A 19,960-nucleotide genomic window follows, 5' to 3' on the forward strand; every position below is an offset into this window, starting at 1 on the left:
AATGAGACGATGTATAGAGGCAATCGTATGTGGCTTAGTTGAAGTTATCTGCGATTGTCTTTTTCGTTTCTCATAGAAATCTGCGATATGGCAAGGATTGGTATGGCTAGCTGAAGCGATATTGTGAATACATTTGTACAGAATTTTTCTTGCATAAGGATTCCCACGCTTAGTGATATGCTCTTGACCTAGGAAATCTCCTGATTCATAGTGTTTGAGATCAATACCGATAAAAGCGTTGATTTGATTAGCAGACTTAAAACGACGAATGTCTCCTAATTCACCAATAATGCTTGTAGCCGTTGTTTCTGCGATACCAGGAATAGAGAGAAGAATCTCATATTCAGGTAGAGGTTCAGCTAACGCTATCAACTGTTGTAAAACTTGTTCCCGACGGTTTGTCAACTTTATAAGTTCCTGTGCATCATATTTAACCTCTTCTACCATAGGAGAGGTTTTTGAAATGCCAGAATAAGATTGCTTCGCCAATCCAACTAACTTCTCAGTCAAGTTACCTACTCTGTTCTCTGAAATGCGTTTAGAGGTTGAGTTGCGAATAGCTTCTTTCAATTCGGCTTCTGATAGTTCCAGCACCCAATGCTTGGTTGGGAAGATGGACACGAGATTCCAATATTGCTCACCTGTAGGAGTAGATAGTAGATTCTCGATTTCTGGGAAGGCAATTTGAAGAACTTTGTGCAGCCTATTCTTCGTCCTTACGATATCCTCTGTCAGATTTTGGTAGAATCGGCTAAGATCATGCAAGTTTTGATAGACTTCTTCTTGAACATAAGTTGGCTTACGGTTTAAAACAAATTGTGACGAAGCAAGTTTCTCTGCATCGATTTTATCGGTTTTCCGGACTCGCAATCCATCAAGTTGCTTCTTAGCTTCCAAAGGATTAAGACGTGTATAGTCATAGCTATATTCTTCTAGAAAGGCCTGAAGTCGGCGAGAGTAGACGCCAGTAGCTTCAAAAACAATTTCGGGGTTGCTCACGGTCTTTAGATCCTCCAGTAGACGAGAAAATCCGATAATGTCATTAGGCATAGTATAGCCATAAACCCTTTTACCATTCACAAGAATAGCGACTTCTGAGCTTGCTTTACTCACATCAATTCCAAAAACTGTCCGCATTATGTTTACCTCTTTGTCTTGAATGATTCCTTATTTTAGTGATTTCATTTTCAATACTCGACGTCTAGCGTCCGACATACTTTGATAAAATTCCATCTAAAACAGGTGTCTTGCCAGTTTTTTGTACGACGTCTAGCGCCAAAAGAAGCTACGACTTAACAAGACACCTCTACTTTAACATAAAGAAAAAGTAGTGAGTACTCTCTCCCGTCAGAGATTTCTTCACTACTAATCTTAGTATGTTTTTTGGGGGGCTTTTTATACTTTCTTACTAAATTGGTGCAACTGACACAGTTGTTACGACTTTAGCCGCTTACAAATAAGGCTGCAACCTGACAAGGTCAGTTGCCTCAAAACTTTAATCCATATTTTGAAAAAACAATTAACTAGACAATAAATGTCCACCCTTTTTTGTAAACTTAAATTATCAATAATAAGAGGTGAAATTAAATGAATTATTATCAAGTTGAGTTTAAAAATCCTGATGATTTCTTAAAAACTCAAACAGAAGATTTTATTAAGACTAATCGTTTATTGCTATTTAAAGAGGATGACGCTTATTACCTTATTTCTCAAGAAAGTTACAATGATCAAGAAATCATGGGGAAAATAAAGGATTTTTTTGATCATGAGTTTACATTAAAAAAAGTTAAAACTCTAACAGAAAGTGATTTTATAAAGAAACTTGAAACAAGTGATAGAAGAGAACTAGTAAAATTCTTATTAAGTGCAAATAAAGAGACCATGTCTCATTATCTAAAGCCTAATTTTGAAAAACTGGATGAATTGAAAAACATTTGTGGTCTCGCCGATTTTAAGAAGGCTGTTCAAGAACTAATTACATATCTTTCATTTCAAGAAAAAATAAATAATAATGAACAACAGCAACACTTTTATATTTTTAATGGTGAGAGGGGATCTGGTCGTAAGTTTGCTATCAAGTTTCTAGAGTCTCTCTTTGGAATGAATGCGATATTTGTTAATTGTAATAATTTTTTTATTCCTAAGATAGGCGAAAAAGATGTCCCGGTATTAGTTGATTATCTTTCAGCAAGGCCAAGAACAAAATCAGAATTTTACGATACATTTAGACAAAAGAAGGGGCATTCAATTAACATCATTATTACGAGAACTATCCAAGAGGCAGAATCTATAAAAAAAGATTTGCTTGAAGATTTTAGTAAAGTATCAATTGTGAATTTTCCGCAATATGATGAGGCCGAGCTTAAAAAAATCGGGCTTCAGATGATAAACAAAAAAGGTGTTCAATTGAGTAATGAAGATTTTGAGAGATTAATAGAAGAAAATAAAGTACTAAAGGATGCTAAAGAAATTCGTCTTTTTGTTCAAGAGCTTGTTGAATTTGCAGTACAAAATGATTATGATCCTTCAGATAAAAACGAATTAAGTCTGGATGGATTTATTCCCCAAAATGAATCTTCAGTTGAAGACGAAGAAAATGCTGAGAAAAAGTTGAGTGAATTAATCGGTTTAGAAGAAGTGAAAGTAGTCCTAAACCAGCAGTTAGCTTATAATCGAGTTTCTGCATTGCGTCAGGATCATGGATTTAGTAATGAAATACTAAATCGTCATCTCGTTTTTTCCGGAAATCCTGGGACTGGTAAAACTATAGTGGCTAGGCTTTATACAAAAATTTTATACAATAACAAGATAATCCAAGAGAATAAGTTAGTGGAAGTAGGTCGTGCGGACCTTGTTGGTGAATATGTCGGACAGACTGCTCCAAAAGTAAAAAGAGCTTTTGATGAAGCAAAAGGGGGAGTACTCTTTATAGATGAGGCCTATAGCCTTATTCCGAGTAGTGAGAGAGATTTTGGACATGAAGCTATTTCAGCGATTATACAAGAAATGGAAAATCGTCGGGATAAGGTGTTGGTTATTTTTGCTGGGTATGAAGAATTGATGGCCCAATTCATTGAAACTAACCCGGGACTTTCCTCTAGAATTTCTAGAGAAATAAAATTTTTGGATTATACAATTGATCAACTAATTGATATTTTGGAATTGATGGTAAATAAGAGATATTATCAATTAACCGACGATTGTAAGATGGTACTACGTCAGCATTTTTCAGAAGTTGTCAATTGTAAAAACTTTGGAAATGCTAGATACGTCCGAAAATTAGTAGATGAGATTGTCTTCAGTCAAGCACAACGAGTGATTGAAGGTGATAAGAATCAGTTAGAAGATGATACCTTTTTAAATCAAATTACATTGACAGATATCAATAAGGCTATTGTAGCTATTGAAGCAAAATCATCAAAATCAATATCGTTGATAGGATTCGGAAGGTAGAAGTAACCTTTAATAGACTTTAAAAGAAGAAATAGGTACTAGTAGTATCGGTAGAAGATTTGAACTAGTAAATTGATTGAATCTAAGCCATTGGAAATGTTATAATATTGTTAAAGGATTTAGGATTATATGAACGACCAAGAACGCTTATTAACTATATTTTTACGATTACAGTCTGGCGCACATTTAGCTAAGGCTCAGCTTGCAGATGAATTTGGTGTTAGTGAAAAGACTATACAACGAGATTTTTCTCTCCTCTCTGGTTTCTTAGATACACAACCGATGGTTGCAGCAGAACTTGCCTACGATACGAGGCATCATACTAGGTATTTAAAAGGGAAATCTTTATTTAATAAAAAGGATATTCTTGTAATTTCAAAGATTTTACTAGAAAATCGTTCTTTGAATAAGGAAGAAAACAAGTCATTACTTGATAGTTTATTGGCACTTATTTCAAAAGATGAGCAAAAAGAAGTTTCTAGTATTATTGCAAGTGAGTTGCTAAATTATGCACCATTATCAGACACACAAAATCGTATTGATAAGGTTTGGGAATGGTCTGAATTGATTCGTAAGGAGTTGGTCTTAGACATTGATTATCAATCTCCTTATAATACTAAAAAGAGACATACAATTTTTCCGGTTTCTCTTTACTATGATACTCATTATTTTTACATAGTAGCCTATAATTTACTATTTGATTCTTATATGACTTTAAAATTAGACAGAATACTTAGTTGGGTAGAATCTAAAAAAGAAAAACCTTCTCTTTCATATGGAAGAAAATTTCGTGATGGAGAAATTCGTAATAAGCGTGTAGATCCATTCATAGGAAAAGAGTTAAATATTAGAGTCCTATTCGTCAATGATCCAACAATTATTGTTGATCAATTTCCTACAGCAAAAATTATTGAAAAAACATCAAATGGTAATATTATTGAATTTGTGAGTCAAGATACACCAGGGTTGAAGAGGTGGCTATTGAGTCAAGCGGATGCTCTAACGGTTTTGTCTCCTCAATCGCTAATTGATGATGTAAAAACTCTTATTAATAGAATGCAAGAAAACTACATTGACTGGAAGTTTGAGAGCGAATAAGACAATTTTTTGTCTGTTATAAAAGAATACTGTGAATTTCACCAACTAAAGGAGAAGATGAAATGAGTAGAGTTATATATAGAACTCGTCCATTTATCCCCTACGCTAAGTATAGCAAATATTGGAACGAATACATTCAAGAGGGTGATGAGATTATTAAGTACGTTTATAATAAAGTTAAATTGCCTGACAGAGAATTAAGAAATGAAATATACTCACATGAGAAGCAAAGATGGACTATAGGTGATGTTAATCTTCCTGATTGGTTATATAGATATGTAGTTGACGATGATTTATCTGATAATGGCAAAAAAATTGTCAAACAGTGGAGATTAGAGAAGTATAGTTCAGAGTTAAATAACTACAAAGAAAAAGGTTATTTCATTGATGAAGAAAAGAAAATTGTCATAACCGATCGGGAAATATTAATGTTCCGAGAAGACTCAGAAGTACCTTGTTGGGATAAAATCACTTCTTTAGTCAAAAATGCTTATAATCGTATTCGAATCACACCTAAATTTATGGGATTAGTCAAAGATGACTTTGAGAATCACAAAGTGGATTATGAAATACTTTGTGAAATGGCTGAACAAAATAGGAAGAAAAACGAAGAGAAAGAAAAAGAATTTATAGCCAAGCAGCAAGAATTACAAGAGAAAAAAGATTACGAAGTAGCTATTCAATTGTTTTTAAGACTACAAAAAAATTTAGTTGATATAAAGCCAAAGTTAAGTGAAGAAGGAAGAAAAGAAATCGATAATCTTCTTAATTTAATCAATAAATCAGAAATAAGTCGTACTAGATATGATATTTTACATCAAGAGGGAGTCGAAATAATTTTGAAAGAAAAAAGTAAGAGAGGATGATTTAATTGGATTATGTAGCTAGAATACACTTAAAAAGAGACGATAACATTAGAAAAGAGTTAATTGACTTCTGTTTATATAATTCTGAACAATATGTTGCTATTGGTTGGAGTTGGTTGAGCAAAGATATTAAATTAGATGATTTCCAAGAATTCTATAATCGTATTAAAAAAAAGAATGGTAAAGCACATCCAGCAATAAATGTTTTTAGAGATGCGAAGATAGATGATTTATTCTGGACCAGAGATTTAAGTGGGAATTACTGGATATGTAAAGTAAAATCTTCAGCTATAGTAGTTTGTGATACTCATTTGGATATTGGATCAGTTATCCCAGTTGATGCATTTAATGTGGGAATGCAAGTTCCTGGACAGATAAAATCATCGTTTAATAGGCCTCTTGGTGGTACTATTGAGAAGATACGGGATAAAAGCATAATAGAATATTCAAAATTGATATTTAATAAATTTTCGAAAAAGAATTATTTTGAGGTAACAACCTATAGTGGAGGTCTTCTTGATAATCTGCCTGAATTTGATTTAGAAGAACTCGTTATCTCATATCTTCAAATTAAGGAAAATTATTATGTACTTTCTAATTCAATTGCAAAGAAGTCTACAACCATAAAAATTGAATGTGAGATGATCTCAAGAGACATCAATAATCCAAGAAATGCAGTAGTTCAAGTAAAAGGGAAGAAGGCAAATGAACTTGATGCTTTAGAATTTAAACAATATGTAGATGATGGTTATTTAGTTTATTTGTATGCTCCAAAAATAATTAATTTAGATCAGATTGAAAATGTAATTCAAGTAGAGGGTAGTGATTTATTAGCTTTCTACGAGGAGAATAAGTTAATTATACCAAGGTCTATCACACAATGGGAAGACTTATTTATTGATTGATAAATGATTAAAATGTTAAAATTTCATAAAACTATAATGGTGTGAAGCTTTCGGTACATTCTATCTCATTTTTGATTTTTGGGAGTAAAATTCATACCATTTAATTGAAAGACATTCAAATTGGATGAAAAAATATTTTCTGAAAAGCGGGAAAACGTTGATTTTGGGCGCATTTTAAAATATATTCAAATGGGAGATTTTACAACCAGCTTTCGGTGGTAAAAGTACCAAAGTTGATTCTCCATAGGAGGATAATATCACCTGCCAGGAGATTGTCTTCTATTAATTCCATATTTCGTTTTGGGACAGGCTTAGGGTCTAGTAGCCAAGCCTCTATATCACGATTTGGAGATATGTAAGGCATGATGGTCTTTGTAAATCTTCTCTAGACTAGTATTCATAAAGTTTCTCTTTCTAATTTATCCCTATTAGTCTAAAAAATTTAAAAATTTTAAAGTCTGTCAAGTTTTTTTCTTGACACCTCTTAGAAATCTGCTATAATAGAACATGTGCTAAATAGCTCAGCTATTTCACCGAACTAAAAAATAAAAGAAAAGAGATATTAAAAATGGCAGTTAAAATCCGTTTGACTCGTATGGGTTCTAAGAAAAAACCTTTCTACCGTATTAACGTAGCAGATTCACGTTCACCACGTGACGGACGTTTCATCGAAACAGTTGGAACTTACAACCCACTTGTTGCTGAAAACCAAGTAACTTTGAAAGAAGACCGCGTTCTTGCATGGTTGGCTGATGGAGCTCAACCTTCAGATACAGTACGTAACATCCTTTCAAAAGAAGGCGTATTGAAGAAATTCCACGATTCTAAATTCTCTAAATAATTCTAAAGTAGGTTGACAGATGGATACGATTGAAAATCTCATTATTGCAATTGTGAAACCTTTGATTTCACAACCAGATGCCTTAACTATCAAGATTGAAGATACACCAGAATTTTTGGAGTATCATTTGGATCTTGACCAAAGCGATGTGGGTCGTATGATTGGTCGTAAGGGTCGCACTATCTCTGCGATAAGAACGATTGTCTACTCTGTCCCAACTGAAGACAAAAAAGTAAGAATCGTTATTGACGAAAAATAAGAAAAGCGGGACGGATGTCTCGCTTTTTTGCTAGGAGTAGGATATGAAGGATTTAACAGTTAGACAACTACAAGCCTATTTGCTAGAACATTACCAGCAATCTAGAACAGAAGAAGGGCTTTTTATCAAGTTGGTAGAAGAAGTCGGTGAAGTAGCCGAGGTTTTAAATGGACGTTCTGGACGAAAAAAGGGAGTTCAGGACTCAAATGAGGAACTTGCTAAAGAACTTGCTGATATTATTCATTATACGGTTTCAATCGCAGCTATCAACGATATTGATCTAACCAAGACCATTTTTGAAAAAGATAAGAAAGCTGCCATCAAGTATCACCATGAACGAGATTTGGAAGGATATTTAGAAGCGGAAGGTCAGAACTAGCTTTTTTCTCCAACTTGTGAAAATACCTAGAACGTGATAAAATAAAGGATAAGGATTTTTAATAATTCATTATATAGAATGAGTGGATTTCTTTATGAAGAGGTTTGAAGTATCTACAGAAATTGGCAGTCTCTCTGTTACTTATCAAAAGCAAAAGAAAATGCTTGTTTGTCTAAATGGGGCAGGTTTGATACCAAGTTATGAAAATTTTTCACTTATACTTGAAAAACTTCCTCCCACAATTGGTTATTTGACAATTGATTTTCCAAATACAGGTAGGAGTTCGATTCAGAACCTAGCTGGAAAAAATCTTGACAATCTTGTAGATGCAGTTTATGAAATTCTTAAAAAACTAAATATTTCTGATTATGTACTTTGTGTTCATAGCTTGAGTGGAATCTTAGCTTGCAAATTGATGAACAAAGATTTTAATTGTCAAGCTTTAGTGGCGATTGAACCGACCACTAAAAAAGTAATGTTTGCTGATTTTTCAAAGAATCCTTATCCAGAAATGGAAAAGCAAATGAGACTGATTGAAGAATTCGGTCCTGAACTTTATTTTAAGAACTTAACTCAAACCACCTTTAGCCCTGAAATTAATAAAAAGATATGGGAATTAATGCAAGAAAAAGGCTCAGAGTTGGAATCTCAAGTTCCGGGCTTTCAGGTATCTGTTGAGATCACCAAGGAAGATTTTGAGGATGTGTCAATAACAGATCGTATCCCTGTATTTATTTTTTGTCAGGCTTATAGAGAAAAAGAGTACAGAGAATCAGAATATTGGACTTCTAAGACTAGACTTATTCTAAGTGGAAGTCATCATTATTTACAGTGGTCCGAATCAGAAAAAATTATAGATATTATTAAAAAATTGTAAGAAGAAAATGGAGATAAGGAAATTACAGGAGATCAAATGAACTATTTTAACGTTGGGAAAATCGTCAATACGCAGGGGTTGCAAGGTGAGATGAGAGTCTTGTCTGTGACGGATTTTTCGGAAGAACGCTTTAAAAAAGGTGCAGAGCTTGCCTTATTTGATGAGAAGGATCAATTTGTTAAAACTGTGACTATTGCAAGTCACCGTAAGCATAAGAACTTTGATATCATCAAATTTAAGGATATGTATCACATCAATGATATCGAAAAATACAAGGGCTACAGTTTGAAGGTTGCAGAAGAAAACCTTAATGACCTGGATGAGGGTGAATTTTACTATCACGAGATTATTGGACTAGAGGTCTACGAGGGTGATAACTTGATTGGAACCATTAAGGAAATTCTTCAACCAGGGGCCAATGATGTTTGGGTAGTTAAGCGTAAGGGAAAACGTGATCTGCTTTTACCCTATATCCCACCGGTTGTCCTCAATGTTGATATTCCAAATAAGCGTGTGGATGTAGAACTCTTAGAAGGGTTAGACGATGAAGATTGATATTTTAACCCTCTTTCCAGAGATGTTCTCTCCGCTAGAACATTCTATCGTTGGAAAGGCTAGAGAAAAAGGTCTTTTAGATATCCAGTATCATAATTTTCGTGAATATGCTGAAAAGGCCCGTCATGTGGATGATGAACCCTACGGCGGTGGTCAAGGCATGCTACTGCGAGCACAACCAATCTTTGATGCCTTTGATGCTATTCAAAAGAAAAATCCCCGTGTCATCCTCCTTGATCCTGCTGGGAAACAGTTCGATCAAGCTTACGCTGAGGATTTGGCTCAGGAAGAGGAACTCATCTTTATCTGTGGTCACTACGAGGGCTATGATGAACGCATTAAGAACTTGGTAACAGATGAGATTTCCCTTGGTGATTATGTTCTAACTGGTGGAGAACTGGCAGCAATGACCATGATTGATGCGACGGTTCGCTTGATACCAGAAGTAATTGGGAAGGAAACCAGTCACCAAGATGACAGCTTCTCATCTGGGCTCCTCGAATATCCTCAGTACACACGTCCTTATGATTATCGTGGTATGGTGGTTCCAGAAGTGCTTATGAGTGGGCACCATGAGAAGATTCGTCAATGGCGTCTCTATGAAAGTCTCAAAAAAACTTATGAGCGTAGACCAGATTTGTTGGAACATTATGAATTAACAGCAGAAGAAGCCAAAATGTTAGCGGACATTAAAGAAAATACAAATTAAAAGGAGAAGCCTATGCAAGTCATTAAACGTGATGGACAAGTTGCCGACTTTGATCCAGATAAAATCTATCAAGCCATTCTCAAAGCTGCTCAAACAGTTTATGTTTTGACAGATGATTTACGTCAAAATCTAGCTCAGGTAACTAAAAAGGTTGTCTTAGATCTGGAAGAGGCAAAAGTGGAGCGTGCGACGATCAGCATGATTCAATCAATGGTGGAGCATCGCTTGCTTGGCGCAGGCTATATTACCATCGCTGAACACTATATCTCTTACCGTTTGCAACGGGATTTAGAGAGAAGTGGTTACGGAGAACACATTGCTGTTCACCTTCATTTTGAACAAATTCGTTAATAGAAAAGAGTGAGATGAAGAAAACTCATCTCACTCTTTCTTAAATCGATTTTTTTGGGCAGTTTGGACAGTTGAGGGAACAAAACTCACTTTCTGAATATCTGGGATTCGAATAATGCGGGTCACATTTTTTGCAAAATTTTTAACGATAATTTGCTGGCGGTCTGTATCAAATTTGATGATATCCCCTGTAAAACTTGTATCTGAAAAAATAATGTGGACAGCAGTTTTTTTCAGGAGCGCCTCTTTAATGGTACTTGTCAGGGAGTCAGCTTTGGAATGATCTGATTCTTCTCGTCCGTTGAGAAATCCTTGGAATTTTTGTTGAATATGTGTAAATAAATCTTTCATCGGAGCCTCCCTTCTTTTTACCATTATTATATACAATTTTAAAAAAATCTACAAGATTTTACGAATAATCAAGTGAAGACAATTAAAAGGAGAATACAATGGCAGAATTTACATTTGAAATCGAAGAACACCTACTTACGCTCTCAGAGAATGAAAAAGGTTGGACCAAGGAAATCAATCGTGTCAGCTTTAATGGAGCACCAGCAAAGTTTGACATTCGTTCTTGGAGTCCAGACCACACTAAGATGGGGAAAGGAATCACCCTCTCAAACGAGGAGTTTCAAGTGATGGTCGATGCCTTTAAGAATCAATAAGCAATCATGTAAGAATAATCCAAAAGAAGCTGGGAAAAACCCGGCCTCTTTTTATTTGCTTGAAAAATAGGATTGAGTACGGAGACGTTGAAGGAGTGGTCGACCGATAAAACTGATGGCAAGGATTTTTGCAAGATCAGGAATGATAAAGGGAATGACACCGACAGCTAGTGCTTTATCAAAAGGCATACCAGCAAGGAAGTGGAGGCTGAGAATACCACCAACAAAGACAAGGGAATCTCCCAAGAGATTTGCAAGAAAGATACGAATATAGCCACTTTTCTTATGGATAAGATAGGATGTAAGTCCAGCGTAGACAAGGTCAAACCAAAGATAGCCAGCGCTTGGACCTACCAAAACATGAAAACCAGCTCCCCCACTGGCAAAGACAGGAATACCGATAGCACCCAGCAAGAGATAGAGACCAACAGAAAGAACGGCTTCCCTAGGTCGAAAAACAGTAGCGATGAGTCCGATAGCAAAGTTTTGTAGAGTAAATGGTACTGGTCCAATTGGGATACTGATTTGGGCTAATACTGCAATCAGAGCAGCTCCAATAGCAGGAATTGCGTAAATATGTGCTTTTTTCATAATAGTTAACCTCTTTTTTAATTTATAGTAACTATTATACTGGAAGGGAGATGATTGTCAACCTATTTTAAAAATAAAGGTTACAAATCTGTAACGGCCGATTGAGACAAAAAAGTTGGCTAGTTTTTTTTCAGAACACAGATAGATCCTATCCGTAATAAAAAAAGTACCCTTATGGAGCTTGGTTACCATATAGTGAAAATTCTTAGAAATCCTGATGGCATGCTATTATAAGAGTTCTTTCATTTGATCTAGTAAAAGAAAAAGATTGAAGAAGATTGTCCAAAATAGACTTTTTCTTCAATCTGAGTGACCAAGATAGTCTCTTTTTGTATTAACGCATAGTCACAAATTCTTCTGAACCTGTAGGATGGATAGCGACCGTCGCATCAAAATCAGCTTTTGTAGCTCCCATCTTGATTGCTACAGCAAAACCTTGAATCATTTCATCAACGCCGTAGCCGATACCATGAAGACCAACAACCTTTTCGTTCTCACCAGCTGTAACTAGCTTGAAGCGAGCTTCTTGACGGTGACTAGTAACGGCAGAATACATAGATGCAAATTTTGAAGTATAGACTTTAACGTTTTCTTGGCCGTACTCTTTGATGGCTTCTTCCTCAGTCAGACCGACTGTTCCGATTGCTGGGTGTGAGAAGACTACGGTTGGAATAGTCGTGTAGTCCATTTTTGCATTGGTTTTACCGTTGAAAAGTCTTTCGGATAGGGTACGACCAGCCTTTATAGCAACAGGAGTTAGTTCTTTTTCACCTGTGACATCTCCAAGAGCGTAGATACCGTCAACGACTGTGTTTTGGTATTCGTCAACCTGGATAAAGCCACGTTCATTGAGGGTAACACCAGCTTTTTCGAGTTGAAGTCCTTCAACATTTGGACGGCGGCCAGTTGCCCAGATAACTTGACTGGCGGTATGGGTGCTCCCATCTTCAAAATGAATCCTAATGCCTTCTTCGGTTTTTTCAAGTTTAGCAGGAACCTTATGGGTGTGGAGGTTTAATCCAGTATTTTCCATTTCTTGAACCAAGCTCTCAACAATATAGCTATCAAATCCACGAAGTGGACGCTCACGACGGACGAATAAATCAGTCTGTACACCAAGGGTATGGAGCACGCCAGCTAATTCGACAGCAATATAACCTGCACCCAGAATGGCTATAGAATCTGGCAACTCTTCCCAGGCAAAGACATCATCAGAACTACCACCTAGTTCAGCACCAGGAATGGCAGGGATATGAGGATGGGCCCCAGTTGCAATCACGATGTGCTTAGCACGGATTAACTCACCATTGACACTGACTGTATGAGCGTCAACGAACTCGGCACGTCCTTCAATCAAATCAACTCCGTTACGCTTAAAGCTTCCACCATAAGAAGAACGAGCACGGTCAATATAGGCTTCACGATTCTTACGAAGCGTTGCGTAATCAAATTGATTCCCAGTGCTTGTGAAACCATAGTCAGGTCCATATTTGTGGATACTCTCTGCAATTTGCGCTCCATACCACATAATTTTTTTAGGGACACAGCCGAGGTTGATACAAGTTCCACCTAATTTCTTTTCCTCAATAACTGCGGCCTTAGCACCATGTTCACCAGCACGATTCATGGTAGCAATACCTCCGCTACCTCCACCGATAGCGATAATATCATATTCTCTCATAGAAAGCTCCTTTACTTGTTTTCTAGTCATATTCTATCTTTTTTTGGGAGTCAATGCAAAAATCTGCTACGCTTAAAAATTTTAAGAAAATGCTTGCAAAAATAAAAAAGAAAGTGTATTATATAACTAATACAACAACAAAAGATTTTAGCAAATGTTTTTTGGATAATGAGAAATCAATTGTCCATTTTTGGGACTTGTGCTATAATCTTAATATATATTTGTAAAGAAGGAGTTCTTATGAAAAGAAAGAAAACCGCCAAGAAATGGCCTTTATATACCGCTATCGGAGTTGCAACAGCCCTCGTAATTGGTGCAGGAGCTATTCTCTTATTTAGACAACCAAATCAAGCTGCAGCAAAAGATGAACCTGCTAAAATTGCTGTAGCTAAAGAGGGAACGGTTGCTTCATCGGTTCTTCTATCGGGTAGTGTAACTGCTCAAAAAGAACAATATGTTTATTTTGATGGTAGTAAGGGAGATTTGGATGAGGTTCTAGTTTCGGTTGGTGACAAGGTAAGCGAAGGCCAGGCCTTAGTCAAGTATAGTAGTGCAGATGCTCAAGCAGCCTATGATGCTGCTAGTCGTGCAGTTGCTAAAGCTGACCGTCATATCAATGAATTGAATGAGGCTCGAAATACTGCTGCTTCAACACCTGTGCTTCCTCAAGCAGGGATTGAAGGCGCTACGGACCAAACCCAAGCACAATCTTCTACATCAGCTACAGCTTCTATCGATTCACAAATCAGTGATGCGCGTGATGTTCGTGCAGATGCAGCGGCACAACTTGAAAAAGCCCAGGCACAGTTGGATGCCACTACAGTTTTGAGTACTGTAGAAGGTACAGTTGTCGAAGTCAATCGCAATGTTTCAAAATCTCCAACAGGAAATAGCCAAGTATTGGTACATATCGTTAGTAACGACAACTTGCAGGTCAAGGGAGAGCTTTCTGAATACAATCTTGCAAATCTATCTGTAGGCCAAGAAGTTACCTTTACTTCAAAGGTTTACCCAGATAAGACCTGGACTGGTAAGATTAGCTATATTTCAAATTATCCAAAGAACAGTAGCGAAGCAAGTAGTAGCTTAGCTGGTTCAAACTCAGGATCTAAGTACCCATATACGGTCGATGTAACTAGTGAAATTGGCGATTTGAAGCAAGGATTTACTGTTAGTGTTGAAGTCAAGAATAAGAGCAAGGCCTTGATCGTTCCAATTTCGAGTGTAGTTATGGAAGAAGACAAAAACTATGTTTGGATTCTTGATGAAAATCAAAAGGCCAAAAAAGTTGAAGTTGGATTGGGCAATGCGGACGCAGAAAACCAAGAAATCACATCTGGTTTGACAGATGGAGCAAAAGTCATCAGTAATCCGACAGCTTCCTTAGAAGAAGGGAAAGAGGTGAAGACTGATGAAGCAACTAATTAGCCTCAAAAATATCTGCCGTAGCTATCGAAATGGTGACCAAGAACTTCAAGTCCTTAAAAACATTAACCTAGAAGTTCAAGAGGGAGAATTTGTAGCTATCATGGGACCATCCGGTTCAGGTAAGTCAACCCTCATGAACACCATTGGGATGTTGGATACTCCTACAAGTGGTCAGTATTTTCTAGATGGCAAAGAAGTAGCTGGTCTGGGTGAAAAACAATTAGCCAAGGTTCGAAATCAAGAAATCGGATTTGTCTTTCAACAATTCTTTCTCTTGTCCAAGCTCAATGCTCTTCAAAACGTAGAATTGCCCTTGATTTATGCTGGAGTTTCAGCTTCAAAACGTCGCAAATTAGCAGAAGAATATCTGGAAAAGGTTGAGTTGACTGAGCGTAGCCATCATTTACCTTCGGAGCTGTCAGGTGGTCAGAAGCAAAGGGTTGCCATTGCGCGTGCATTGGTCAACAATCCTTCAATCATCTTGGCAGATGAGCCTACAGGAGCTCTGGATACCAAAACGGGTAATCAGATCATGCAACTCTTAGTTGAATTAAACAAAGAAGGAAAAACCATCATTATGGTAACGCATGAGCCTGAAATTGCTGCCTATGCGAAGCGTCAGATCGTCATCCGCGATGGTGTCATTTCATCTGATAGTGGTATCGAAGAAAAGGAGGAAAACTAAGATGCAGAATCTGAAATTTGCCTTTTCATCTATCATGGCCCACAAGATGCGTTCTTTCTTAACCATGATTGGTATTATCATCGGTGTTTCCTCCGTTGTCGTGATCATGGCCTTAGGGGACTCCATGTCTCGTCAGGTCAATAAAAACATGACCAAGTCTCAAAAAGACATCCATGTCTTCTTCTCACCTACTAAGAGTAAGGACGGTTCCTTCACCCAAAGACAATCTGCACTGACCTTGTCTGGCGGTCAAGAAGAAGTTTTTGTTGAACCACCAAAACCTCAAGAAGCTTGGGTTAAGGAAGCTGCAAAGCTTAAGGGAGTAGATAGTTATTACGTAACCAACTCAGCCAATGTGACCTTGACTTATAAGGATAAAAAGGTCGAACACGCTAACATGACGGGTGGGAATGTCACCTATATGGATGCGGTCGAAAATGAAATCATTGCAGGTCGTGGACTTAAAGCACAAGATTATAAAGATTTTGCAAGTGTGATCATTTTAGATGAAGAGCTTGCCAATAGCCTTTTTGGTTCAGCAAAAGAAGCTCTCAACCAAATTGTTGAAGTAAATGAAATCAGTTACCGTGTTATTGGTGTTTATGCAAGTAAAGAAGCTAAGGCTGCGAAAACATTTGGTGTTGGAGGACTTCCAATTACGACCAATATTTCCTTGGCAGCTAATTTTAACACAGACGAGATTTCAAATATTGTCTTCCGTGTCAATGATACTAGCTTAACCCAGACTTTAGGACCAGAGTTAGCAAGAAGAATGACAGAGATTGCAGGTCTTCAACAAGGGGAATATCAAGTTGCAGATGCGTCTGCCGCCTTCCAAGAAGTTCAACAACTCTTTGGCTTCATAACAACGATTATTAGTGCTATTGCGGGTATTTCCCTCTTTGTCGGTGGTACTGGTGTTATGAACATTATGCTTGTTTCAGTGACAGAGCGTACCCGTGAGATTGGTTTACGGAAAGCACTAGGAGCAACACGGGCTAATATTCTGGTTCAATTTTTGATTGAATCCATGATTTTAACCTTATTAGGTGGTTTTATTGGTCTACTGCTTGCTGCAGGAGTGACCATGCTTGCAGGAGTTCTTCTTCAAAACATGATTGCAGGAATCGAAGTTGGAGTATCCATCCCAATCGCTCTCTTTAGTTTAGCGGTCTCAGCAGGTATCGGTATGATATTTGGTGTTCTACCAGCCAATAAAGCCTCTAAGCTGGATCCTATCGAAGCTCTTCGCTATGAATAAGATAATCAACAGGAAAAACAAGATGGACATCAGTCTGTCTTGTTTTTGTATGGATTTCCTTATCGAAAATCATCAAAATATGATATAATGAAGTGTTAGAAAAACAGGTTTCATTTGCCTGGAAAGGAAATATTATGTCTGAAAAGAATTTTTATATTACAACACCGATTTACTATCCATCTGGTAAACTTCATATCGGTTCTGCCTACACAACTATCGCCTGTGATGTCCTAGCTCGCTACAAACGCCTTATGGGCTATGATGTCTTTTATCTGACAGGTCTTGATGAGCATGGTCAAAAGATTCAACAAAAAGCAGAAGAAGCTGGGATCACACCTCAAGCCTATGTTGATGGCATGGCAGTTGGTGTCAAAGCACTCTGGCAATTACTTGATATCTCATATGATAAATTTATCCGTACAACTGATGACTACCATGAAAAAGTAGTGGCTCAAGTTTTTGAACGCTTGCTTGCTCAAGATGACATCTACCTAGGTGAATACTCTGGCTGGTATTCAGTCTCAGATGAGGAATTCTTTACAGAAAGCCAGCTTGCAGAAGTTTTCCGTGATGAAGCTGGAAATGTAACGGGCGGTATCGCTCCATCAGGCCACGAGGTTGAATGGGTTTCAGAAGAGTCTTATTTCCTTCGCCTCAGCAAATACCAAGACCGCTTGGTCGAATTTTTCAAATCACATCCTGACTTCATCACTCCTGATGGCCGTCTCAATGAAATGCTACGTAACTTCATTGAGCCAGGTTTGGAAGACTTGGCGGTTTCTCGTACAACCTTTACCTGGGGTGTACAAGTCCCATCAAATCCAAAACACGTGGTTTACGTTTGGATGGATGCCCTTCTCAACTACGTGACGGCTCTTGGTTATGAACAAGATGAGCATGGTAACTTTGACAAGTTCTGGAACGGAACAGTCTTCCACATGGTCGGAAAAGACATCCTTCGTTTCCACTCCATCTATTGGCCAATCTTGCTCATGATGCTCGATATCAAGTTGCCAGAACGTTTGATTGCCCACGGTTGGTTTGTCATGAAAGATGGCAAGATGTCCAAGTCTAAAGGGAATGTCGTTTATCCTGAAATGTTAGTAGAACGCTATGGTCTCGATCCACTTCGTTACTACCTCATGCGTAGCCTTCCTGTTGGTTCAGACGGAACCTTTACTCCAGAAGACTATGTAGGTCGTATCAACTATGAATTAGCAAATGACCTTGGAAACCTCCTCAACCGTACGGTTTCAATGATTAACAAGTACTTTGATGGTCAAATCCCTGCCTATGTAGAAGGTGTAACAGACTTTGACACTGCTCTTGCTGATGTTGCAGAACAATCAATCGCTGACTACCATACCTACATGGAAGCAGTTGACTATCCACGTGCACTTGAAGCAGTTTGGACTCTTATCTCTCGTACTAATAAATACATCGATGAGACAGCTCCATGGGTACTGGCTAAGGATGAAGCTCTTCGTGAGCAATTGGCAAGTGTGATGAGCCACTTGGCAGCTAGCCTTCGTGTCGTAGCTCACTTGATTGAGCCATTTATGATGGAGACCAGTCGTGCAGTCTTGACACAACTTGGTCTAGCAGAAGTTTCTAGCCTTGAAAACTTGAGCCTGGCTGATTTCCCTGCAGGTGTAACAGTAGTTGCTAAAGGAACACCAATCTTCCCACGTCTCGATATGGAAGAAGAAATCGGCTATATCAAGGAACAAATGGAAGGCAACAAGTCTGCCGTCGAAAAAGAGTGGAACCCAGACGAAGTTGAACTCAAACTCAACAAGGAAGAAATCAAGTTTGAAGACTTCGATAAGGTTGAAATCCGTGTCGCTGAAGTAAAAGAAGTGTCTAAAGTAGAAGGTTCTGACAAGTTGCTTCAATTCCGCTTAGATGCTGGAGATGGTGAAGATCGTCAAATCCTTTCTGGTATTGCAAAATACTATCCAAACGAACAAGAATTGGTCGGCAAGAAAGTCCAAATCGTTGCCAACCTCAAACCACGTAAAATGATGAAAAAATATGTCAGCCAAGGGATGATTCTCTCAGCTGAACATGATGGCAAATTAACCCTTCTCACAGTTGATCCAGCTGTACCAAACGGAAGTGTGATTGGCTAAGATTTAAAAAGAACCAGTTTAAACTGGTTCTTTTCTTTTGCAAGGTATCAGTTGATAAAAGTATCATTCTGCTTTATAATGAAGAAAAACGGAGGAAATTGCCATGAAATACATTCCATTTGGTCAAGAGAAAAGAGAATTGTCCGAAATCGTTCTAGGCATGATGCGAATCAGTGACAAGTCGGTTAAAGAGGTTGAGGAGTTGGTTGAAACAGCCCTATCTGTAGGAATCAATGCCTTTGACTTGGCAGATATCTACGGTGGTGGTCGTTGCGAAGAATTACTGGGTCAAGTGTTAAAGCATCGTCCTGACCTGCGAGAAAAGATGTGGATCCAGTCCAAGTGTGGCATTCGCATAGAAGAATTTACCTATTTTGATTTTTCAAAAGATTATATTTTAGAATCAGTAGACGGGATTCTAAAAAGATTGCAGGTTGATTATCTAGATAGCTTGCTTCTCCATCGTCCAGATGCTTTGATGGAAGCTGATCAAGTGGCTCAAGCCTTTGAAATTCTACACAAATCAGGTAAAGTTCGAGACTTCGGTGTGTCCAATCAAAATCCTATGATGATGGAATTGCTGAAGAAAGAAGTCAAACAACCTTTATCTATCAATCAATTACAGCTAAGCGCAGCTTTCACGCCAGGATTTGAATCAGGTTTCCATGTCAATATGGAAGGTGATAAGGCAGCTTTGCGTGATGGTAGCGTCTTTGAATACTGCAAATTAAACGACATGGTTATTCAGGCCTGGTCAGTCTTGCAATTCGGATATTTCAGAGGGAATTTTGTCGACAATGAGAAGTTCCAACAACTAAACCAAGTCCTCAATCGATTAGCCTTAAAATACGGTGTGAGCCCATCAGCTATTGCTATCACTTGGGTATTACGCTACCCAGCTAAGATGCAGGCAGTAGTAGGAACCACCAATCCTAAGCATTTAATAGAGGCAAGCCAAGCAAGTCATGTTAACCTAACTCGAAAAGAATGGTATGAGATTTACCTAGCAGCTGGGAATGATTTGCCATAGGAAAAAATGCATTTTAAGAAATCACAGTCAAAAAGCCGTTGAAAAACGGTTTTTTGTTGTTTATAATTTACCTTGATAGTTTTTAAGCAATATAGTAAAATGAGGGAAATATAGTCAATTGAAACAAGAATAAGACAAAAGAGCCTCGAAAAAAGTACTACAACTTGGCAATACCTTTTTGAGATGCTTTTTGA

The 19,960-nt window shown here is 37.6% G+C and carries 21 protein-coding genes and 2 pseudogenes; 18 read left to right on the forward strand and 5 right to left on the reverse strand.

Annotated elements, in window-relative coordinates; all coding sequences use genetic code 11:
* On the reverse strand, positions 1 to 1,137 hold a 1,137-nt coding region (locus tag ADF68_RS04545; protein ID WP_049548802.1), incomplete at its 3' end, for an IS110 family transposase.
* A 450-nt stretch (positions 1,138 to 1,587) separates the two neighbouring features.
* Here ADF68_RS04545 and ADF68_RS11700 point away from each other — a divergent pair.
* The 5 genes and pseudogenes from ADF68_RS11700 to ADF68_RS04565 form a co-directional block, all read left to right on the forward strand.
* Positions 1,588 to 1,683: pseudogene (locus ADF68_RS11700) on the forward strand (DNA recombinase); the annotation flags it as partial.
* Positions 1,684 to 2,382: 699 nt separating this feature from the next.
* Complete coding sequence (locus ADF68_RS11705; RefSeq protein ID WP_261674328.1) at positions 2,383 to 3,453, forward strand: AAA family ATPase; 1,071 nt, start codon at positions 2,383 to 2,385, stop codon at positions 3,451 to 3,453.
* 129 nt (positions 3,454 to 3,582) lie between these two features.
* Complete coding sequence (locus ADF68_RS04555; protein ID WP_049548814.1) at positions 3,583 to 4,551, forward strand: helix-turn-helix transcriptional regulator; 969 nt, start codon at positions 3,583 to 3,585, stop codon at positions 4,549 to 4,551.
* Between the two features lie 62 nt (positions 4,552 to 4,613).
* Positions 4,614 to 5,417, forward strand: a complete 804-nt coding sequence (locus tag ADF68_RS04560; protein ID WP_049548815.1) for a hypothetical protein — start codon at positions 4,614 to 4,616, stop codon at positions 5,415 to 5,417.
* 5 nt (positions 5,418 to 5,422) lie between these two features.
* On the forward strand, positions 5,423 to 6,322 hold the full coding sequence (locus ADF68_RS04565) for a hypothetical protein (RefSeq protein ID WP_049548816.1): 900 nt from the start codon (positions 5,423 to 5,425) through the stop codon (positions 6,320 to 6,322).
* Between the two features lie 199 nt (positions 6,323 to 6,521).
* Here ADF68_RS04565 and ADF68_RS11205 read toward each other — a convergent pair.
* Positions 6,522 to 6,723 (reverse strand): annotated as a pseudogene (locus tag ADF68_RS11205) (hypothetical protein).
* Positions 6,724 to 6,890: 167 nt separating this feature from the next.
* Between ADF68_RS11205 and rpsP the strand changes: the two are divergent.
* The 7 genes from rpsP (at position 6,891) to ADF68_RS04600 (ending at position 10,293) form a co-directional block, all read left to right on the forward strand.
* Positions 6,891 to 7,163 (forward strand): 30S ribosomal protein S16, encoded by a 273-nt coding sequence (rpsP, locus tag ADF68_RS04570; protein WP_000268760.1) that lies wholly within the window; start codon positions 6,891 to 6,893, stop codon positions 7,161 to 7,163.
* 19 nt (positions 7,164 to 7,182) lie between these two features.
* Positions 7,183 to 7,422 (forward strand): RNA-binding protein KphA, encoded by a 240-nt coding sequence (gene kphA / locus ADF68_RS04575; protein ID WP_049548817.1) that lies wholly within the window; start codon positions 7,183 to 7,185, stop codon positions 7,420 to 7,422.
* A 43-nt stretch (positions 7,423 to 7,465) separates the two neighbouring features.
* Positions 7,466 to 7,801, forward strand: a complete 336-nt coding sequence (locus ADF68_RS04580; RefSeq protein WP_049548818.1) for a MazG nucleotide pyrophosphohydrolase domain-containing protein — start codon at positions 7,466 to 7,468, stop codon at positions 7,799 to 7,801.
* A gap of 94 nt (positions 7,802 to 7,895) precedes the next feature.
* Positions 7,896 to 8,678, forward strand: coding sequence for an alpha/beta fold hydrolase (locus ADF68_RS04585; RefSeq protein ID WP_049548819.1), 783 nt, complete (start codon positions 7,896 to 7,898; stop codon positions 8,676 to 8,678).
* A gap of 36 nt (positions 8,679 to 8,714) precedes the next feature.
* On the forward strand, positions 8,715 to 9,233 hold the full coding sequence (gene rimM / locus ADF68_RS04590) for a ribosome maturation factor RimM (RefSeq protein WP_049509146.1): 519 nt from the start codon (positions 8,715 to 8,717) through the stop codon (positions 9,231 to 9,233).
* Positions 9,223 to 9,942, forward strand: a complete 720-nt coding sequence (gene trmD, locus ADF68_RS04595) for a tRNA (guanosine(37)-N1)-methyltransferase TrmD (RefSeq protein WP_049548820.1) — start codon at positions 9,223 to 9,225, stop codon at positions 9,940 to 9,942. Before rimM ends, trmD begins: the two co-directional genes overlap by 11 nt.
* Positions 9,943 to 9,954: 12 nt before the next feature.
* A complete protein-coding gene (locus ADF68_RS04600; protein WP_001196044.1) occupies positions 9,955 to 10,293 on the forward strand; it encodes an ATP cone domain-containing protein in 339 nt (112 codons plus the stop codon).
* 30 nt (positions 10,294 to 10,323) lie between these two features.
* Here the strand turns inward: ADF68_RS04600 and ADF68_RS04605 are convergent, their stop codons facing one another.
* Positions 10,324 to 10,644 carry a hypothetical protein gene (locus ADF68_RS04605; RefSeq protein WP_049548821.1) on the reverse strand — a complete coding sequence of 107 codons (321 nt, stop codon included), beginning with the start codon at positions 10,642 to 10,644 and terminating at the stop codon, positions 10,324 to 10,326.
* A 98-nt stretch (positions 10,645 to 10,742) separates the two neighbouring features.
* Between ADF68_RS04605 and ADF68_RS04610 the strand changes: the two genes are divergently transcribed.
* On the forward strand, positions 10,743 to 10,958 hold the full coding sequence (locus tag ADF68_RS04610; RefSeq protein WP_006145796.1) for a YdbC family protein: 216 nt from the start codon (positions 10,743 to 10,745) through the stop codon (positions 10,956 to 10,958).
* Between the two features lie 51 nt (positions 10,959 to 11,009).
* On the opposite strand, the gene ADF68_RS04615 is transcribed toward ADF68_RS04610, so the two are convergent.
* Both ADF68_RS04615 and gor read right to left on the reverse strand, forming a co-directional pair.
* The gene (locus ADF68_RS04615; protein ID WP_049548822.1) at positions 11,010 to 11,549 is read right to left on the reverse strand and encodes a biotin transporter BioY; all 540 of its coding nucleotides are present in this window, start codon (positions 11,547 to 11,549) and stop codon (positions 11,010 to 11,012) included.
* A 334-nt stretch (positions 11,550 to 11,883) separates the two neighbouring features.
* Entirely contained in the window at positions 11,884 to 13,230 is a 1,347-nt protein-coding gene (gene gor, locus ADF68_RS04620) for a glutathione-disulfide reductase (protein ID WP_049548823.1), read from the reverse strand.
* A 240-nt stretch (positions 13,231 to 13,470) separates the two neighbouring features.
* On the opposite strand from gor, the gene ADF68_RS04625 reads away from it, so the two are divergent.
* From ADF68_RS04625 to ADF68_RS04645, 5 genes are all read left to right on the forward strand, one after another.
* Positions 13,471 to 14,658 carry an efflux RND transporter periplasmic adaptor subunit gene (locus ADF68_RS04625; protein ID WP_049548824.1) on the forward strand — a complete coding sequence of 396 codons (1,188 nt, stop codon included), beginning with the start codon at positions 13,471 to 13,473 and terminating at the stop codon, positions 14,656 to 14,658.
* Positions 14,642 to 15,343, forward strand: a complete 702-nt coding sequence (locus tag ADF68_RS04630; RefSeq protein WP_049548825.1) for an ABC transporter ATP-binding protein — start codon at positions 14,642 to 14,644, stop codon at positions 15,341 to 15,343. Before ADF68_RS04625 ends, ADF68_RS04630 begins: the two co-directional genes overlap by 17 nt.
* Position 15,344: 1 nt before the next feature.
* The gene (locus ADF68_RS04635; protein WP_049548826.1) at positions 15,345 to 16,604 is read left to right on the forward strand and encodes an ABC transporter permease; all 1,260 of its coding nucleotides are present in this window, start codon (positions 15,345 to 15,347) and stop codon (positions 16,602 to 16,604) included.
* Positions 16,605 to 16,738: 134 nt separating this feature from the next.
* Complete coding sequence (metG, locus tag ADF68_RS04640; protein WP_049548827.1) at positions 16,739 to 18,736, forward strand: methionine--tRNA ligase; 1,998 nt, start codon at positions 16,739 to 16,741, stop codon at positions 18,734 to 18,736.
* 103 nt (positions 18,737 to 18,839) lie between these two features.
* Complete coding sequence (locus tag ADF68_RS04645) at positions 18,840 to 19,766, forward strand: aldo/keto reductase (RefSeq protein WP_049548828.1); 927 nt, start codon at positions 18,840 to 18,842, stop codon at positions 19,764 to 19,766.
* Positions 19,767 to 19,960: the final 194 nt, after the last annotated feature.

The sequence above is a fragment of the Streptococcus pseudopneumoniae genome (genome assembly GCF_001068775.1).
GTDB lineage: Bacteria > Bacillota > Bacilli > Lactobacillales > Streptococcaceae > Streptococcus > Streptococcus pseudopneumoniae_N.

What these genes read in the sequence shown, in the direction of transcription:
- ADF68_RS04625 (WP_049548824.1), top strand. Translation starts at nt 13,471, where the DNA reads ATGAAAAGAAAGAAAACCGCCAAGAAATGGCCTTTATATACCGCTATC.
- ADF68_RS04580 (WP_049548818.1), top strand. Translation starts at nt 7,466, where the DNA reads ATGAAGGATTTAACAGTTAGACAACTACAAGCCTATTTGCTAGAACAT.
- rimM (WP_049509146.1), top strand. Translation starts at nt 8,715, where the DNA reads ATGAACTATTTTAACGTTGGGAAAATCGTCAATACGCAGGGGTTGCAA.
- gor (WP_049548823.1), bottom strand. Translation starts at nt 13,230, where the DNA reads ATGAGAGAATATGATATTATCGCTATCGGTGGAGGTAGCGGAGGTATT.
- ADF68_RS04610 (WP_006145796.1), top strand. Translation starts at nt 10,743, where the DNA reads ATGGCAGAATTTACATTTGAAATCGAAGAACACCTACTTACGCTCTCA.
- ADF68_RS04560 (WP_049548815.1), top strand. Translation starts at nt 4,614, where the DNA reads ATGAGTAGAGTTATATATAGAACTCGTCCATTTATCCCCTACGCTAAG.
- ADF68_RS04555 (WP_049548814.1), top strand. Translation starts at nt 3,583, where the DNA reads ATGAACGACCAAGAACGCTTATTAACTATATTTTTACGATTACAGTCT.
- ADF68_RS11705 (WP_261674328.1), top strand. Translation starts at nt 2,383, where the DNA reads ATGATAAACAAAAAAGGTGTTCAATTGAGTAATGAAGATTTTGAGAGA.
- rpsP (WP_000268760.1), top strand. Translation starts at nt 6,891, where the DNA reads ATGGCAGTTAAAATCCGTTTGACTCGTATGGGTTCTAAGAAAAAACCT.
- metG (WP_049548827.1), top strand. Translation starts at nt 16,739, where the DNA reads ATGTCTGAAAAGAATTTTTATATTACAACACCGATTTACTATCCATCT.
- ADF68_RS04585 (WP_049548819.1), top strand. Translation starts at nt 7,896, where the DNA reads ATGAAGAGGTTTGAAGTATCTACAGAAATTGGCAGTCTCTCTGTTACT.
- ADF68_RS04615 (WP_049548822.1), bottom strand. Translation starts at nt 11,549, where the DNA reads ATGAAAAAAGCACATATTTACGCAATTCCTGCTATTGGAGCTGCTCTG.
- ADF68_RS04600 (WP_001196044.1), top strand. Translation starts at nt 9,955, where the DNA reads ATGCAAGTCATTAAACGTGATGGACAAGTTGCCGACTTTGATCCAGAT.
- trmD (WP_049548820.1), top strand. Translation starts at nt 9,223, where the DNA reads ATGAAGATTGATATTTTAACCCTCTTTCCAGAGATGTTCTCTCCGCTA.
- kphA (WP_049548817.1), top strand. Translation starts at nt 7,183, where the DNA reads ATGGATACGATTGAAAATCTCATTATTGCAATTGTGAAACCTTTGATT.
- ADF68_RS04635 (WP_049548826.1), top strand. Translation starts at nt 15,345, where the DNA reads ATGCAGAATCTGAAATTTGCCTTTTCATCTATCATGGCCCACAAGATG.
- ADF68_RS04605 (WP_049548821.1), bottom strand. Translation starts at nt 10,644, where the DNA reads ATGAAAGATTTATTTACACATATTCAACAAAAATTCCAAGGATTTCTC.
- ADF68_RS04630 (WP_049548825.1), top strand. Translation starts at nt 14,642, where the DNA reads ATGAAGCAACTAATTAGCCTCAAAAATATCTGCCGTAGCTATCGAAAT.
- ADF68_RS04645 (WP_049548828.1), top strand. Translation starts at nt 18,840, where the DNA reads ATGAAATACATTCCATTTGGTCAAGAGAAAAGAGAATTGTCCGAAATC.